This is a genomic window from Acinetobacter sp. YH12039, assembly GCF_013420015.1.
GTDB classification, from domain to species: domain Bacteria; phylum Pseudomonadota; class Gammaproteobacteria; order Pseudomonadales; family Moraxellaceae; genus Acinetobacter; species Acinetobacter amyesii.
The window spans coordinates 89,718-104,917 of the sequence record NZ_VOZA01000007.1 but is presented as its reverse complement, the minus strand read 5'-3'; the positions used below and the strand labels follow the sequence as shown (position 1 = coordinate 104,917).

The 15,200-nt window shown below is 44.9% G+C and carries 15 protein-coding genes; all 15 read left to right on the top strand.

Annotation, left to right across the window (positions count from 1 at the left end):
• Positions 1–6 precede the first annotated feature (6 nt).
• The 15 genes from FTT98_RS05495 to FTT98_RS05425 all read left to right on the top strand — a co-directional run bounded on the left by FTT98_RS05495 (position 7) and on the right by FTT98_RS05425 (position 15,196).
• On the top strand, positions 7–2,313 hold the full coding sequence (locus tag FTT98_RS05495; protein WP_078194183.1) for a bifunctional (p)ppGpp synthetase/guanosine-3',5'-bis(diphosphate) 3'-pyrophosphohydrolase: 2,307 nt from the start codon (positions 7–9) through the stop codon (positions 2,311–2,313).
• Between the two features lie 194 nt (positions 2,314–2,507).
• Positions 2,508–3,131, top strand: a complete 624-nt coding sequence (locus tag FTT98_RS05490) for a beta-ketoacyl synthase chain length factor (RefSeq protein WP_111885454.1) — start codon at positions 2,508–2,510, stop codon at positions 3,129–3,131.
• Entirely contained in the window at positions 3,125–3,937 is an 813-nt protein-coding gene (locus FTT98_RS05485) for a 1-acyl-sn-glycerol-3-phosphate acyltransferase (protein WP_180177121.1), read from the top strand. The genes FTT98_RS05490 and FTT98_RS05485 overlap by 7 nt, the downstream gene beginning before the upstream one ends.
• Positions 3,921–4,181 carry a phosphopantetheine-binding protein gene (locus tag FTT98_RS05480; protein WP_086178413.1) on the top strand — a complete coding sequence of 87 codons (261 nt, stop codon included), beginning with the start codon at positions 3,921–3,923 and terminating at the stop codon, positions 4,179–4,181. The genes FTT98_RS05485 and FTT98_RS05480 overlap by 17 nt, the downstream gene beginning before the upstream one ends.
• Before the next feature lie 9 nt (positions 4,182–4,190).
• Positions 4,191–4,439 carry an acyl carrier protein gene (locus FTT98_RS05475; RefSeq protein ID WP_111885456.1) on the top strand — a complete coding sequence of 83 codons (249 nt, stop codon included), beginning with the start codon at positions 4,191–4,193 and terminating at the stop codon, positions 4,437–4,439.
• A complete protein-coding gene (locus tag FTT98_RS05470) occupies positions 4,436–4,990 on the top strand; it encodes a septation protein IspZ (protein WP_180177120.1) in 555 nt (184 codons plus the stop codon). The genes FTT98_RS05475 and FTT98_RS05470 overlap by 4 nt, the downstream gene beginning before the upstream one ends.
• Positions 4,991–5,044: 54 nt before the next feature.
• On the top strand, positions 5,045–6,712 hold the full coding sequence (locus FTT98_RS05465) for an AMP-binding protein (protein WP_180177119.1): 1,668 nt from the start codon (positions 5,045–5,047) through the stop codon (positions 6,710–6,712).
• Positions 6,713–6,727: 15 nt separating this feature from the next.
• A complete protein-coding gene (locus FTT98_RS05460; RefSeq protein WP_180177118.1) occupies positions 6,728–7,462 on the top strand; it encodes a glycosyltransferase family 2 protein in 735 nt (244 codons plus the stop codon).
• 68 nt (positions 7,463–7,530) lie between these two features.
• On the top strand, positions 7,531–8,409 hold the full coding sequence (locus FTT98_RS05455; protein WP_218954599.1) for an acyltransferase: 879 nt from the start codon (positions 7,531–7,533) through the stop codon (positions 8,407–8,409).
• Positions 8,410–8,414: 5 nt separating this feature from the next.
• Positions 8,415–9,938, top strand: coding sequence for a histidine ammonia-lyase (hutH, locus tag FTT98_RS05450; protein ID WP_180177116.1), 1,524 nt, complete (start codon positions 8,415–8,417; stop codon positions 9,936–9,938).
• 15 nt (positions 9,939–9,953) lie between these two features.
• Complete coding sequence (locus tag FTT98_RS05445; protein ID WP_180134499.1) at positions 9,954–10,373, top strand: thioesterase family protein; 420 nt, start codon at positions 9,954–9,956, stop codon at positions 10,371–10,373.
• A 70-nt stretch (positions 10,374–10,443) separates the two neighbouring features.
• Complete coding sequence (locus tag FTT98_RS05440) at positions 10,444–11,022, top strand: outer membrane lipoprotein carrier protein LolA (protein ID WP_233945415.1); 579 nt, start codon at positions 10,444–10,446, stop codon at positions 11,020–11,022.
• On the top strand, positions 10,997–13,342 hold the full coding sequence (locus FTT98_RS05435; protein WP_180177114.1) for an MMPL family transporter: 2,346 nt from the start codon (positions 10,997–10,999) through the stop codon (positions 13,340–13,342). The genes FTT98_RS05440 and FTT98_RS05435 overlap by 26 nt, the downstream gene beginning before the upstream one ends.
• Positions 13,339–14,637 carry an NAD(P)/FAD-dependent oxidoreductase gene (locus FTT98_RS05430; RefSeq protein ID WP_180177113.1) on the top strand — a complete coding sequence of 433 codons (1,299 nt, stop codon included), beginning with the start codon at positions 13,339–13,341 and terminating at the stop codon, positions 14,635–14,637. Before FTT98_RS05435 ends, FTT98_RS05430 begins: the two co-directional genes overlap by 4 nt.
• Complete coding sequence (locus FTT98_RS05425) at positions 14,627–15,196, top strand: DUF3261 domain-containing protein (RefSeq protein WP_180177112.1); 570 nt, start codon at positions 14,627–14,629, stop codon at positions 15,194–15,196. Before FTT98_RS05430 ends, FTT98_RS05425 begins: the two co-directional genes overlap by 11 nt.
• The last annotated feature ends 4 nt before the right edge of the window (positions 15,197–15,200 follow it).

Below are 15,200 nucleotides of genomic sequence, written 5' to 3'. Positions count from 1 at the left end.
TAGGGTATGGTCACAGTACGTGAACAATTACCTGGACGTCTCAATGAGCTGTCTCAGGAAACGACTGTAGAACATGCCGAGCAAGCACAGCATGATTTGGCTGAATGGCTAGAGCGTGTGAGTGGCATGTTTGACGGGGCTCCTCTAAAGCAACTCGAAGAAGTTGCACATCTGACCTTACAGAATGAACTTGAAACAACGGTCAACCATCGCTCGAATACCTTCTATACCGGTATTGAAATGGCGGATATTCTTGCTCATCTGTATGCGGATGAAGATACGTTATCAGCAGCCATGCTGTATCGAAGTGTTCGTGAAGGCGTAACCAGTTTAGAAGAAGTCCAAAGCAAATTTGGCGATCAAGTTCATGCTTTGGTCAAAGGCACGCTTGCCATGGGTAAGTTGTCTGACCTGATTGAGCAAAATAAACGTCTAGAAGATCATTTTAATAATAATCAGCGTGAACATTTGACCGGCATTTATAAAATGCTGATCTCTGTGACCGAAGATGTTCGTGTTGTATTAATCAAACTTTCTGAACGTACCTATGCATTACGTGAGTTGGCGCACTCAACCAAAGAGCGACAAGAGCGTGTCGCACGAGAAATTTTAACCATTTATTCGCCGCTCGCGCACCGTTTAGGGATTGCACAGCTTAAGTGGGAGCTTGAAGATCTTGCTTTCCGTTATCTAGCACCTGAACGCTATAAAGAAATTGCCTCTTTACTGAATGAAAAACGTTTAGAGCGTGAGCAATATATTCAGTTCGTGACAGAAAAGTTGCGTAAAGAACTGTTAGATCATGGCATTGAGGCCGAGATTAATGGTCGGGTGAAACACATTTATTCGATTTATCGAAAAATGAAGAGTAAGAACCTGAGCTTTGATCAGCTTTATGACATTCGAGCGGTTCGTGTTTTGGTGGATAATGTACCTGAGTGTTATCACACACTGGGGATCGTTCATCAAATTTGGCGTCATATTCCGCATCAGTTCGATGATTATATTACCAACCCGAAAGCCAATGGTTATCGCTCACTGCACACGGCCGTGATTGCAGAGAACAAATCTTTAGAAGTGCAAATTCGTACGCATAATATGCACGAAGAAGCTGAACTCGGGGTGTGTTCGCACTTTAACTATAAAGAAGGTTCTAAAACCACAGATTATTCATTTAATCATCGCTTACATTCTTTACGTGCAGTGCTTGAACATTATCAAGAACGAAATGATGCTAGCGCCCATAAAGAAGATGAGGCTTCTGAAAACTTCGAACAAATCCAAGAGTTTGAAGATTTTGAGAAAATCTATGTGTTCAGTCGTGATGGTGATATCAAAGAATTACCACGCGGTTCGACCGTGCTTGACTTTGCCTATCATGTGCATACTGAAGTGGGCAACAAGTGCTATGCAGCACGGGTGAACCAACGTTATGTACCTTTAACCTATACCCTCAAAACTGGGGAACAGGTCGAGATTTTAACCAAGAAAGATCGTGAGCCTAACCGAGATTGGTTGGTAAACTCGCTGGGTTATATCAAGACGGCTCGTGCACGTGATAAGTTGCGTCATTGGTTCCGTCAGCAAGACCGTAGTAAAAACTTGGAAGTGGGACGTGAGATTCTGAATAAAGAATTATCACGTTTGGCGATTCACCCGAAAAGTATCGATTTGAATGATTACTGCAATCATTTTAATGTGAAATTGGGTGAAGATATATTGATTGGCTTGGTGAGTGGTGACATTAGCTTGCATGCTTTAATCAATCAGGTTAACCGTCATATGCACCTCGATCAGGATGAGCCTGAACTGGTGTTAAAACCAACCTTGAACCCACGTGCAAGTCATACGCTTTCGGCGCATGGTATTTTGATTGATGGTTTGGACAATGTAGAACTACACATTGCTCAGTGTTGTCAGCCTGTGCATGGTGAATCGATTGCTGGTTATATCACCCTGAATCGTGGCGTAAGTATCCATAAGGTCGCATGTCCGGATTATATCCGTATGATTGGGCAAGAGCCTGAACGTGCGGTTGAAGCGGATTGGGAAATGCAGCCAACTCGTGGTCAAAGTGTGCAAATCGTGGTGGAAGCTTATGACCGTCGTGGTTTGCTTAAAGATCTGACTCAAGTGATTTTCTCAGACCAAATCAATATTCGTCAGGTGAATACCATTTCCGAGAGTGATGGTATTGCCAATATGAAGCTATTGATTGAAGTGAAAGGCTTGGCGCAGTTGTCGAAACTGTTGGCACGTCTAGAGCAACAACCAGGCATTATTAGCGCACGTCGATTGGTACAAGGTAGCTAAAAATAAAGCTGTATAAAAAAACCCGCTGCGTGCGGGTTTTTTATATTTTGGCATTTATATTATTTCATGGGGAAATATAACTAAATCTATGATATTTCATACGGTCAACATATATTCTGTAAAAAAAAAATCGTCAATGCTATAATCCGCACCATTCTGAAATATATGTTTTAAAGGCTAAGGAAATACAGCGCATGGTGCTTATGAATATGTCTCGGCTGGTGATGAGCCGGGCCGATGAGGTATTTCCTGCCTTAGAGCAAATTCCTGCAATGCAGCGTCGCCGTTTGTCATTGGTGGCGAAGCTGGCTTTAAACTCGGCTATGCAGGTTTTGGCAAAACAGCGCGTTGACTATATTGTATGGGTTTCGCAGTATGGTGATGAAACCAAGACCCTGAAAATTTTAGAAGATGTGCTGCATGAGCAAACACCATCGCCGACGCAGTTTTCAACTTCTGTACATAACGCTGTATCCGGTCTGTATTCGATCTTATGCAAAGACGCTACTCCTTCAACCAGTTTAGCTGGTTCTTGGAATGATGCATTGATTGAAGCCTATGCTTGGCTCAAGACGATGCCCGAAGCCAGCCGCGCGTTGGTGGTGTATTATGATGAAGCCTTACCTGAACTGTATGCTGAACATCAGCCCTTTACTGCTTTTGCTATGAGCGCATTGGTTTCACTGCAACCTGAAAATTTAAAGCTGGATCTTTCTCACCATTCGGACATACAGACGTATTTTCAGCAGGCATTACAATTTTATCATTTCTGGCAAGATGACAGTCAATTTGAAAGCGCTGCGTGGACAAAATGCTGAACTTAAAAAATATCAAGAAAAAAGCCAATTATGTCTGGCGTGTCGGTGCGACAGGCTTTAGTTTTGCCAGCTTTGGAGCAGGTGGAGCAGCGATAGGTGGCCTTGTTGCGCCTTTGGTGAAACTCAGTACCCAAGATGAAGCCTTACGCATACAGCGCACGCAAAAAGTCATTAAGCACAGCTTTAAAGGCTTTACTGAAATGATGGTTAAGCTAGGCATTATGACCTATGAAGTTGAAGGGCTGGAAAAACTGCAGCACAGTCAGCAGGAGTTGGTGATTGCCAATCATCCGACACTGATTGACGTTGTGATATTAATTGGTTTAATGGAACAGGCAAATTGCGTGGTCAAACAGACGCTGTGGTCTAACCCATTTACCAAAGGCCCTGTGCAGAGTGCGGGCTATATTCTAAATGCAGGTTCAGAACAATTTATTCAGGATTGCGTGAACAAACTGCAGCAGGATAAAGCGGCATCATTACTGATTTTCCCAGAAGGGACACGGACTGAAAAAGATAAGCAGCTGAATGACTTTCAGCGCGGCGCTGCCAATATTGCCTTGCGCGCAGGTGTGCTGATTCGGCCAGTACTGATTACATGTACACCTTCGACCCTGACCAAAAATGAAAAGTGGTATCACATCCCAGAACAGCCTTTTCATATTCACGTGAAAGTTTTGGATGCGATCCAAGTGGAAGACGTATTGGATGATGTAACGGTCAATCCAAAAAATGTACGTCAATTAAATCAACAATTACAGTGGTTTTTTAACCAAGAGTTATCCTTAAATGAACAATCTTGCTGATGAATTGAAGCAAATGATTATTGATGTGCTTGCCCTAGAAGACATCACCATTGCAGACATTGAAACAGAAGCGCCTTTATTTGGCGACGGTCTGGGTTTGGATTCAATTGATGCATTGGAGCTGGGCTTGGCATTGAAAAAGCGTTACGGCATTCATTTAAATGCAGAGTCTGCAGAAACCAAAGAACACTTTAAATCAATTCAAAGCTTAGTGGCTTTAGTTGAAGCTCAGAAAACAGCATAAGAGGTTGCTATGCTTGCACAAGAAACCGTTTTAGAAAAATTGCGCGAATGGATGGACGAATTGTTTGAAATCGCGCCTGAAGATGTACAGCTTGAGTCCAATCTGGCAACAGATTTGGATGTAGACAGCATCGATGCGATTGATTTGGTCGTAAAGATTAAAGAATTAACCGGTAAGCAAGTAAATCCGGAAGATTTTAAAAATGTCCGCACCGTACAGGACGTTGTAGCCGTCATTCAGAATATGTCAGCTGAATGAATGCAGTTTTTAAAGGGATAGCAGTAATCGGATTGATTCTCTATCCTTTTTTTGTCGGCTATGGTTTGGCAAAAGGCCACTATGCATGGGTGAGTGTGCTGCTGATTGCACTGGGCATGATGCGCATGTTCAGCAAGGGCAATGCTTTGCTGTGGCCTTTGACCGGCTTTGCTATACTCTGCGGTGGGCTAAGCTTGATACTTAAAGATCATGCGTGGCTAAAACTGTACCCAGTCTGCATGAATGTGGGTGCTTTGATTATTTTCAGTATGACCTTAATCAAACCGCCATCCATGATTGAGCGCTTTGCGCGGTTAGCTGAGCCAGACTTACCGCCAGAAGGCGTGCATTGGACACGTCAAGTCACCAAAGTGTGGTGCGGATTTTTTGCTATCAATGCGCTGATTGCATTATGGACGGTGTATTTTGTGTCAATGAAGATTTGGGTGCTGTATAACGGTTTTATTTCCTATATGTTGATGGGTATTTTATTGCTCGGAGAGTACCTGCTGCGCAAACGCCAGCAGCGATTGCATCAGGCGCAAAAATAGCGTCATTTTCATTTTTTTAATTTAGAAAATAATCACGGTTTAGAAATAACATTTATGTCTTGTCATTTTCAGCACCATCTGCATTCATCCCGAACTTTATGTATTCAGTCTGATCTACGTGAAATTTCATTTCAGGATTTTTGGCAGGATGTTGCGCTGCAGGCAGCTCAGATCCGCATGTCATCTGAACCTGTTTGGGCGCTGTGGGAACAAGACAGCTATGAGTTTTTGGTGCTGCTATTTGCTGCTTTGCAGGCAAAAAAACAGGTATTGCTGCCGCCAAACCGTGTCAGTGACTTAGAAAAAGAATTGGCTGCCGAGCAGATCTATTTTCTAAAACGTAGTAAAAGCTCAGATAAAAAGCATCAAGAAACTTTTGAATTTGATGACGCCTTTTTAAATCAGGCGCAGGTGTATTTTTATACATCAGGCTCTACAGGCCAACCGAAAAAAATTCCTCGCACCTTACAGCAGCTGTTTAATGAAGTTTGCGGCCTAGATGCTAGCTTTACTTTGCCCGAACAGGCCATCGCAATTGCAACAGTCAGTCATCAGCATATATATGGCTTACTATTTAAACTGCTGTGGCCTTTGGCGAGCGGGCGCAGCTTTTATCAAAAGCAATTGGCCTTTCCTGAAGATGTGGCCGATATTCAAAAGAAAATTGCGCATTTACAGCTGCCAAACTATGTGATTTCCAGCCCAGCCTTGCTCAAGCGCTGGACCAAGGATGTGCTGTTGCAAGACTGTATTACGGTGTATTCCTCTGGCGGCAAGCTGGATGCGGGTGTCCGCCCATATTTGAACAGTCCCATTACAGAAGTGTTTGGCAGTTCTGAAACAGGCGGAATTGCGCATCGTCAGCAGGATGATGCCTTATGGACTCCTTTTGCCAATGTTGATATTCAGGCTCAGGAACAGCAAGAATTGGCAGTCAAAACCAATCATGCATTTAGTACAGACTGGATTTTGACGGGTGATAAAGTCGAACTGACAGAAATGGCGAACCCTAAGAGCCCATTTCGATTGCTGGGCCGTTTAGACCGAATTGTGAAACTGGAAGAAAAGCGTTTAAGCCTCGATGCCATTGAGCTGAAAATTGCAGATTTAAATGCTGTACAGCAATGCCACGTTTTGGTGTATGAAAAAGAGCACCGTCAAATTTTAGCCGCGGTGGCTGTGCTGACGGATGAAGCGCGTCAGCATCTGCAGGAAATGGGCAAAGCGGCATTCGTAGCGCAGCTAAAAAAACAATTAAGTGAAAAGCTGGAAAGCATTGCCATTCCGCGGCAATGGCGCTTCTTGTCCCTGATGCCGCAAAATGCACAATCAAAACTCAATAAGCAGTATTTAAAGTCTTTGTTTCAGCCAATGCAGCTGCCTGTAATTTTGACACAGCAGATACACGATGAGCAGCTTAATTTAGCGCTGGAATTCAGTCCTGAGTTAGAATGCTTTAAAGGACATTTTCCGAATTTTCCAATTTATCCAGGCGTTGGTCAAATTGGCTTCATTCAGCATTTTGCAAAGCAGCATTGGGCGGATTTGCAATGGTGCAATGGTTTTGAGCAGTTAAAATTTCAGGACTTGATTCGTCCTTATCAATGTGTGGATTTATCCTTGATGCGAAAGGCGCACAAAGTCAGTTTTGAACTGAAACAACAAGATAAAACATTGGCTTCTGGGCGGCTGCTGTTTGCTGTTTCAGCGGTGGAAGAATAAGCCGAGGGTATAAGAATGCAGCATTGCTTTGTAATTCCAGTTTACAACCATCCGCATTATTTGGCGGCCTTAACTACGCATCTAAACGTTTTTCAGTTGCCTATTATTATGGTGAATGATGGCAGTGATGCTGAATGTACAGCGGTGCTGCGGTCATTGGCTGCAGATAATCCTTTACTGGATTTGGTTGAGCATGAAGTCAATCAAGGCAAGGGCGGGGCGGTTATGACGGGGCTGCAGCATGCATATAAGCAGGGCTATAGTCACGCCTTGCAATTAGACTCGGATGGTCAGCATGACTGGAATGATATTCAGCACTTTTTAGATGCCTCGACGCAGCATCCAGAAGCGATGGTGATTGGTCTGCCTGTATTTGATGAATCTGTGCCGAAAAAACGCTTATATGGCCGTTATGCCACGCACATTTGGGTGTGGATTAACAGCCTATCCTTTGAAATTAAAGACAGTATGTGCGGTTTTCGAGTTTATCCGCTGGCGCAGACAGTAAAAGTACTGAATAGCGCTAAATTTCAGCCCCGTATGGGCTTTGACTCAGAAATTTTGGTGCGCTTGAAATGGGAAAATGTACATTTTGTGAATGTGCCGACGCGGGTCATCTATCCTGAAGACGGTATTTCGCATTTTAATGTTTGGCGAGATAATTTAGGGATGGCTCGCGCGCATAGCCGGTTATTGGGCGGCATGCTGCTGCGTTTACCCAAATTGCTGTATTACAAAGTGAAAGGCTAAGCGTGTCAGAGCAAAACGTGTCAGAACAAAAGACTCCCAAATGGAGCAGCATCAAAGAGCGTGGCGGCATGTTGCCACTGATGCTGATGCTCGGCTTTTACCGATTGGGTGGACGCTGGCTGTGCAGATTGGTGCTGTATTTTGTGATTATGTGGTATTGGCTGTTTTCAAACACAGCACGCCAAGCTTCTTTACTGTATTTAAAAAAGCTGCATTATTTTGCAGGCAGTCAATCACCTTTTGCGTCTGAGCCGCATATGGGGCAGACCTATACGCATCTCATGCAGTTTGGCGAATGCATTTTAGATAAAATTGAAGGCTGGCTGGGCAATGTGGCCGAGCAAGAACTGCAGCTGCATGGGCATGAACATTTCCGTGCGCATTACCAAAAAGGCGCAGTGATTGTGGTGTCGCATTTTGGCAATATCGAGCTGCTGCGAGCAGTGAAATCTGAGCATCCGCAAAAAATTAATGTGCTGGTCTATCAAAAGCACGCGACAAAATTTAATGAATTTTTAAAGAAGCTGAATGAGCATGCCGATGTGAATTTGGTTTCGGTAGATGAGTTGGGTATTGAAACCGCATTGATTTTGCAAGATAAGCTGGATCAAGGTGAGTGGGTGATTGTGGCTGCCGACCGTGTACCTGTGCAGTCTGGCCGTGTCCAGCCTGTTGAGTTTTTAGGGGAACAGGCGCTGTGGCCGCAAGGCGCGTGGATTTTGGCAAGTTTATTGAAAGCGCCCGTTTTGGCGGTGTTTTGCTATCGGGTGCAAGCGCATTTTGAAGTGCATATTCATAAAGTGGCCGATCAGCTGAACTGGCCGCGTAAAGAGCGCATGCAAGCCATGCAGCAGACCACTCGGCAATATGTGCAGCTGCTGGAAAAGCATTGCATGCGTGCGCCGTATCAATGGTTTAATTTTTATAATTTTTGGAATAAAGGATAAGTCTTGTGTTAACGATTGGGGAATTCGCTCTCAGCATTGAAGATATTGTGGCTGTTGCGCGTAAAGAACATCAAGTAGCACTGCCTGCTTCAGATGAGTGGAATGCATTGATTCAGCGCGGCGCAGATTTTCTCGATCAGTTATTGCAGGATGAAGGCGTTATTTATGGCGTAACCACAGGCTATGGCGATTCTTGCCTTGTGGAAATTCCACCGCATCAAGTGAATGAATTGCCTTTGCATTTGTCACGCTTTCATGGCTGCGGTATGGGCCAAAATTTGGATTTAATCACCGCGCGTGCAGTGGTTGCCGTACGGTTATGTTCGCTGGCACGTGGCTATTCAGGTGTATCGCATGCCTTGCTGCAGCGTTTGGCGTGGATGCTGAATGAAGATGTGATTCCCGTCATTCCATCGGAAGGTTCTGTCGGCGCTAGCGGTGATTTAACCCCATTGTCTTATATTGCGGGTGCTTTGGTCGGTGAGCGTGATGTGTATTATCAAGGCAAGATTGTACCCATTGCAGAGGTATATGCTGAAAAAGGCATGCAGCCTTTAGTGATGCGCCCTAAAGAAGGTTTGGCGTTGATGAATGGCACGGCAGTGATGACGGCTATTGCCTGCTTGAATTATAAAAAAGCAGAACAGATAGCCTTGACCAGCACCATGGTGACAGCATTGAATGTCTTGGCGCTGGAAGGTAATCCAAGCCATTTTGATGAGGTCTTATTTGCGCAAAAGCCGCATCCAGGCCAGCAGCAGATTGCTGCGCAACTGCGTGTTTGGCTGAACAGCCAAGTGCAGACAGAGCACCAAAGTTCACGTCTGCAGGACCGTTACTCACTGCGCTGTGCACCGCATATTATTGGCGTATTTGAAGACTCAAAAGTGTGGCTGCGCCAGTTTATTGAAAATGAATTAAATTCCAGCAATGACAATCCATTGATTGATCCTGTGAATTTGCGTGTACTGCATGGCGGACATTTCTATGGCGGTCATATTGCGCAGGCCATGGACAGTTTAAAAATCATGATTGCCAATATTGCAGACTTGATGGACCGCCAGCTCGCGCAATTGGTCGATTACAAAATGAATAACGGCCTGCCGCGCAACTTGACGGGTTCAAGCCCAGAACGCATGCCGTTGAATCATGGATTTAAAGCCGTGCAAATTGGGGTGTCGGCATGGACAGCAGAAGCACTGAAACAGACTTTGTCAGCATCAATTTTTTCTCGTTCAACTGAATGTCATAATCAAGATAAAGTCAGTATGGGAACCATTGCAGCGCGTGATGCGAGTCGTGTGATTGCGCTGACTGAACAGGTAATGGCGGCATTGAGCTGTGCTGCTGTGCAGGCGGTTCAATTGAAAGGTTTAGATACAGAACTCAGTCCAGTATTAACAGCATTTCAACAGTGGGTGCTTCAAAGCTTCAACTATGTGGAGGAAGATCGCCCTTTACAAAACGAGCTGCAGGCGCTGGTCAACCGTTTTGAAAATTTAGAACTTTTGAACAGCATTGCTGTATAAGCCAAGGATAAAGCGATGCATGCAGATGTGATTATTGATGTGCCTTTTCATGATGTGGACACAATGAATGTGGTTTGGCATGGGCATTATTTAAAATATTTTGAAATTGCCCGCTGTAAGCTGCTGGATCAGTTTCATTATAACTATACGCAAATGCGTGATTCAGGCTATGTATGGCCTGTAATTGAAAGCCATGTGCGCTACGTGCAGGGCATCGAATTTGAACAAAAAATCCGTGTACGCGCAATTTTAAAAGAATGGGAAAACCGTCTGAAAATTGAGTATCAGATTTTTGATGCAATTTCGGGCAGACGCCTCACTAAAGGTTATACCACGCAAGTGGCAGTGAAGATTGCAACACGTGAAATGTGTTACCAGTCGCCTCAAATTTTATTGGACTGTTTAAATGTATGGTCTGAATTTAAAGCGGAGTAGTAGGATGAATATTCGATCTCCTATTTTAAAAGCAGTATTGCCGCTGTGTTTGATTACAGCTTCTGCTCTGATGACATCTGCAGGTCATGCGCAGAATACCGAATTGAAGCAGGTCTTTTCGCAATTGGCGGCAACGCCAGTGGTACGCGCCAATTTTGAACAGCAGAAAAAATTGGCTTCGCTGAATAAAACCTATGTTTCGAAAGGCGAAGTGCTGTTCAGTAAAAATCAGGGCGTGCTTTGGCAAATTCAAAGTCCTGTGAAAGCAGATCTAATCGTGACGCCGCGTAAGCTGGTGCAAAAAACGCAGCGCACTTCAAGCCAAATTGCAGTTGATAAAACGCCTTATGGTTCTGTTGCGACTATGTTTTTACAGCTGATGTCTGGTAATGAAACTGCACTGGCGAAAAACTTTAATGTGGTTTCAGCCAATTATACTCCTGCACAGTGGAATGTGGTGCTGACACCAAAGAGCAGTTTATTTAAAAAACTGTTTGTCCGTGTTGATGCTCAAGGTCAGCGTTATGTGAACCGCATTGTGATTCAGGAACAGGCCAATAACAGCACGGTCATCCGATTTAGTCAGCAAAGCGCTCAACCTCAAACTTTAACGGCTGCGGAAAATGCGCTTTTCCAATTGGCAAAATAAATTTACAGCCATTTGGCTGGTCATACTCTGTGTCATTGCGGTCGTTTTAGCTGCGGCATGGCTGAACAATGGCATTAAAATTCAGACCAATATTTTTGCCTTGCTGCCAGAAACACATCAAGATGCGAATCTGGAGCGTGCGCAAAACTATGTCAGCAATCAGCTGAATGACAAAGTCTTTGTAGTGCTGGATGCTCAAAATGATCAGCAGCTGGATCAAGCCACAAAACTACTGAAAACGCAGGCCAATCAAAGCCAACTATTTCAGCCTATGCGTCCTCAGCTGGACTATGACAAATTTGCCAAACTGCTGTATCAGCACAAGGCAGGGCTATTAACCCAGAGCGATCGTGAACTGCTGCAGCACAAAGATTATGCCACCTTAGCAGAGCAAGGCTTATTGCAATTGATGAGTCCGGGTATGCCGGTCACGGCGGAAATGCTGCAAAGTGATCCGCTGTTGCTGTTTCCACGTTATGCGATGGGGCTTAGCGCGTTACAGAACAATTCAGATATTAGCCTAGAACAAGGCTTTGCCACCAAGCGCGATGAACAGGGCATTTCCAGATTGGTGGTGCTGCAGCTTAAGAACAGTCCTTACAGCATTGCCTATCAAGAACAGACCGATGCTTTTATTCAGCAGATGAATCAGCATCTGCGCCAATTGCAGGTTAAACCGCATTGGACAGGAACACTGCTGTTTGCGCAATTTGGTACAAACTCTGCAAAAGAAGAAATTTCGACGATTGGTGTCGGTTCAACCCTCGGCATTCTGCTTTTGGTGTGGTTTGGCTTCCGCTCTATCCGCCCCATGCTGACAGAAATGGTCGCGGTGGGCACAGGCAGCTTGGTCGCATTTGCTGTTACCTACAGTATTTTTGGCGAAATTCATTTAATGACTTTGGTTTTTGGTGCCAGTTTGATTGGCGTCTGTGTGGATTTTTCATTTTACTTTATGGCCATGCAGTCGCAGCACCGTCAAATTGATGGTTTTGCCGTCTTAAAGCCATTATTGCCGAGCTTGTTTGTGGGGCTGATGACCACGCTGCTGGCTTATGTGGTACTGAGCTTTACGCCATTTCCGGGCTTTAAGCAGATCGCTGTGTTCTCTATGGTCGGTCTAAGCGCCGCATGGATTACCAGTATTTTACTGCTGCCGCGCTTGCCTGCTTTAAATGCCGAACCTGCGATTCGTGTGCTGAGTTTTATTGGCCATTCGCGCAACTACATTCAAGCGCGCAATCGCTTACGCTATATCTTGATGGCGCTGATAGTTGCAGTGACTGGCAGCAGTTTACTGTTCTTAAAAAGCAATGATGATATCCGTAACTTGCAAAGTATGGATCAACGCTTAAAGCAGGAAGATCAGTATGTGCGTGAACGATTTATGCAGCAGCAGGGCAGTGATTATTTTGTAGTACAAGGCAAAACATCTGCAGAATTAGAGCGCAATGAACAGTACTTACTGGATCAGCTGTCTGTGTTGCAGCAGGCTGGAAAATTAGATGCGCTACAGGCACTGGGGCAGTGGGTGCCGCCTCTGGCGCAGCAAAAGCAGAATGTAGCTATGCTTCAAGCCATTCCAAAGCAGGCATTGCGTGATTATGCACAGGTGCTGCAACTGAATGAGTCTGACGTTTTGAATTGGCAGGTAAACTTGAAGCATCAGCCGCTGCTGAGTGATGCTGTGTTTCAAGATCATCCGCTGCATTTTTTACAGATGAGTTCTACCCAGCGTTTAGTCATGCTGCAAAATGTGCATGATGTGGCAGCTTTGCAAAAATTAAGCAATCACAACGTGCAGCTGCTACGGCCAGTTAATCAGCTGTCTGAGCTATTTCAGCAGCATCGTATGCAAGCACAGTGGCTGCTGCTGAGTGCTTTGGCAATTTTAGCCATTGGCTTAGGGCTGCTATATGGGAAAAAATCCATCCTGCCGCTGGTGCTTCCCGTGACCATGGCGTTGATGACAACCTTTGCCATACAGGCTTGGTTAGGCGTAGAAATTAATTTGTTCAGCATTATGGGCACCTTCCTGATTATTGGCATTGGCGTGGACTATGCGATTTTCTATCGTCATGGGCATGACCATCCGCAAGTGGTCGGCATGGCGCTGTTTCTATGCATGATGTCGACTTTCTTTGGGTTTGGACTTCTGTCCTTTAGCCATACCTATGCCATTCACAGCTTTGGCTTGACGGTGCTGCTCGGGGTCATTTTTTCATTTATTTATGCAACATTGTTTACATCTTCCGATGCAGAGCATGTTGTGGTTCAGCAATATCAGCCAAAGCTGAGTAAAAAGGTAATAGTGCAATGAGCACACTACAGCACACAGATGTTTTAATTATTGGCGCAGGGCCTTCGGGTAGTTCGGCAGCAGCCTTACTGCGTCAAAAAGGCTATCAAGTGACGGTGATCGAAAAACAATATTTTCCGCGCTTTTCAATTGGGGAATCTCTACTGCCGCAGTCTATGGTATTTCTAGAAGAAGCTGGCCTGCTGGAGACGGTGCGTGAGCATGTCGAAGAATATGCATTTCAATTTAAAAACGGCGCAGCTTTCCTAAAAGGCCCGCAGCGCAGTTTCTATGATTTTACTCAAAAATTCAGTGAAGGCCCGGGCACTACTTGGCAAGTACGCCGTGCCAATTTTGACCATTTGCTGGCGCAGCAGGCAGGCAAAATGGGTGCAGACATCCGCTTTGGTCATGAAGTGACAGCTGTAGATGTAGAAAGCGCGCATCCTATTTTAACGGTGAAAGATGAACAAGGTCAGCCTTATCAAATTCAAGGCAAGTTTCTTCTGGATGCCAGCGGCTTTGGCCGAATTTTGCCTAAATTTTTAGATTTAGAAAGCCCATCAGATTTCCCAGTTCGTCGCGCCGTATTTACGCATATTGAAGACGGTATTTTGGATGATCTAGAATTTGACCGTGAAAAAATCTTGATTGCGGTGCACGAAAAAGATCATCGTGCATGGTATTGGCTGATTCCTTTTGCCGATGGACGTTCATCGTTTGGTGTAGTTGCAGAACAAGACTTTTTTGAAAAATACGGTTATGACGGTAGTCCCGATTATGATTTAGAGGCATTGCAAAAACGCATTTTGGCGGATGATGTGAGTTTATCTAAGGTGCTGCGCAATGCGAAGCATGATACGCCAGTCCGTACATTGGTTGGCTATTCTGCCAATGTTAAACAGCTGGCTTCACATAATTATGCATTGCTCGGCAACGCGGGCGAGTTTTTAGATCCTGTATTCTCTTCAGGGGTGACTATTGCGCTGAAATCTTCTAGCTTGGCCATTCCTTTGGTTGATAAAGTATTGCAAGGTCAGTCTGTGGACTGGATGGTGCAGTATGAAAAACCGCTGCGCAAAGGTATTCAAGTGTTCCGCGCCTATGTGGAATCTTGGTATACAGGCGAATTTCAAGATGTGGTATTTTCCAAGAAGCAAGATGAAAAAATCCGCCGTATGATAGCCTCGCTTTTGGCAGGCTATGCGTGGGATGAAACAAATCCGATTCACCGTAATGCCAAGCAGCGTTTGAGCACATTGGCGGAATATTGCCGCGAAGCGCAAATGCGGGAAACCATGACAGATGGCACTTAATTTAAATGCTAAAATCACTGCTTTAGTTTTGGCTGGCGCTGTTTTGTGCAGCGGCTGTCAAAGCTTGGCGCCTAAAATTCTGCCTAAGGCGCAAGGCTTGTCTGCGCCGCAATGGACCGCGCAAAGCTATCAGCGCCAAGATCAAATTGAAGTGCAATGGAAAGAACATGGCTTCAGTTTTTTGCTGTATCAGCAGCAAAGCGGTCAGCAGCTGGACATGCTGGCGCTGAGCCTGACTGGGCAGCAGCTGTTTAAACTTAGTTTTGATGGGCAGCAGGTTCGTGTGGAACAGCGTATAGATGCCATGAAATACTTGTCCTTTGACTACGTGGTGCGGGATATTCTGTACGCAACCTATCCACAGTTCATGGCATTACATGCAGGGCAAACGGCTGTGACGCAAAAAGACGGTGTGGTATATATCAATCAGCAGCCCGTATTAAACATTCAGCCGCTAGAAGGAGCGGTTGAACTGAATAACCTGCAAGTACCGTATCAAATGGTAATCAGCGCGGTGAGCAATACTTTGGAAGATGATCGAGGCGAGAGTGACCAATAACAAT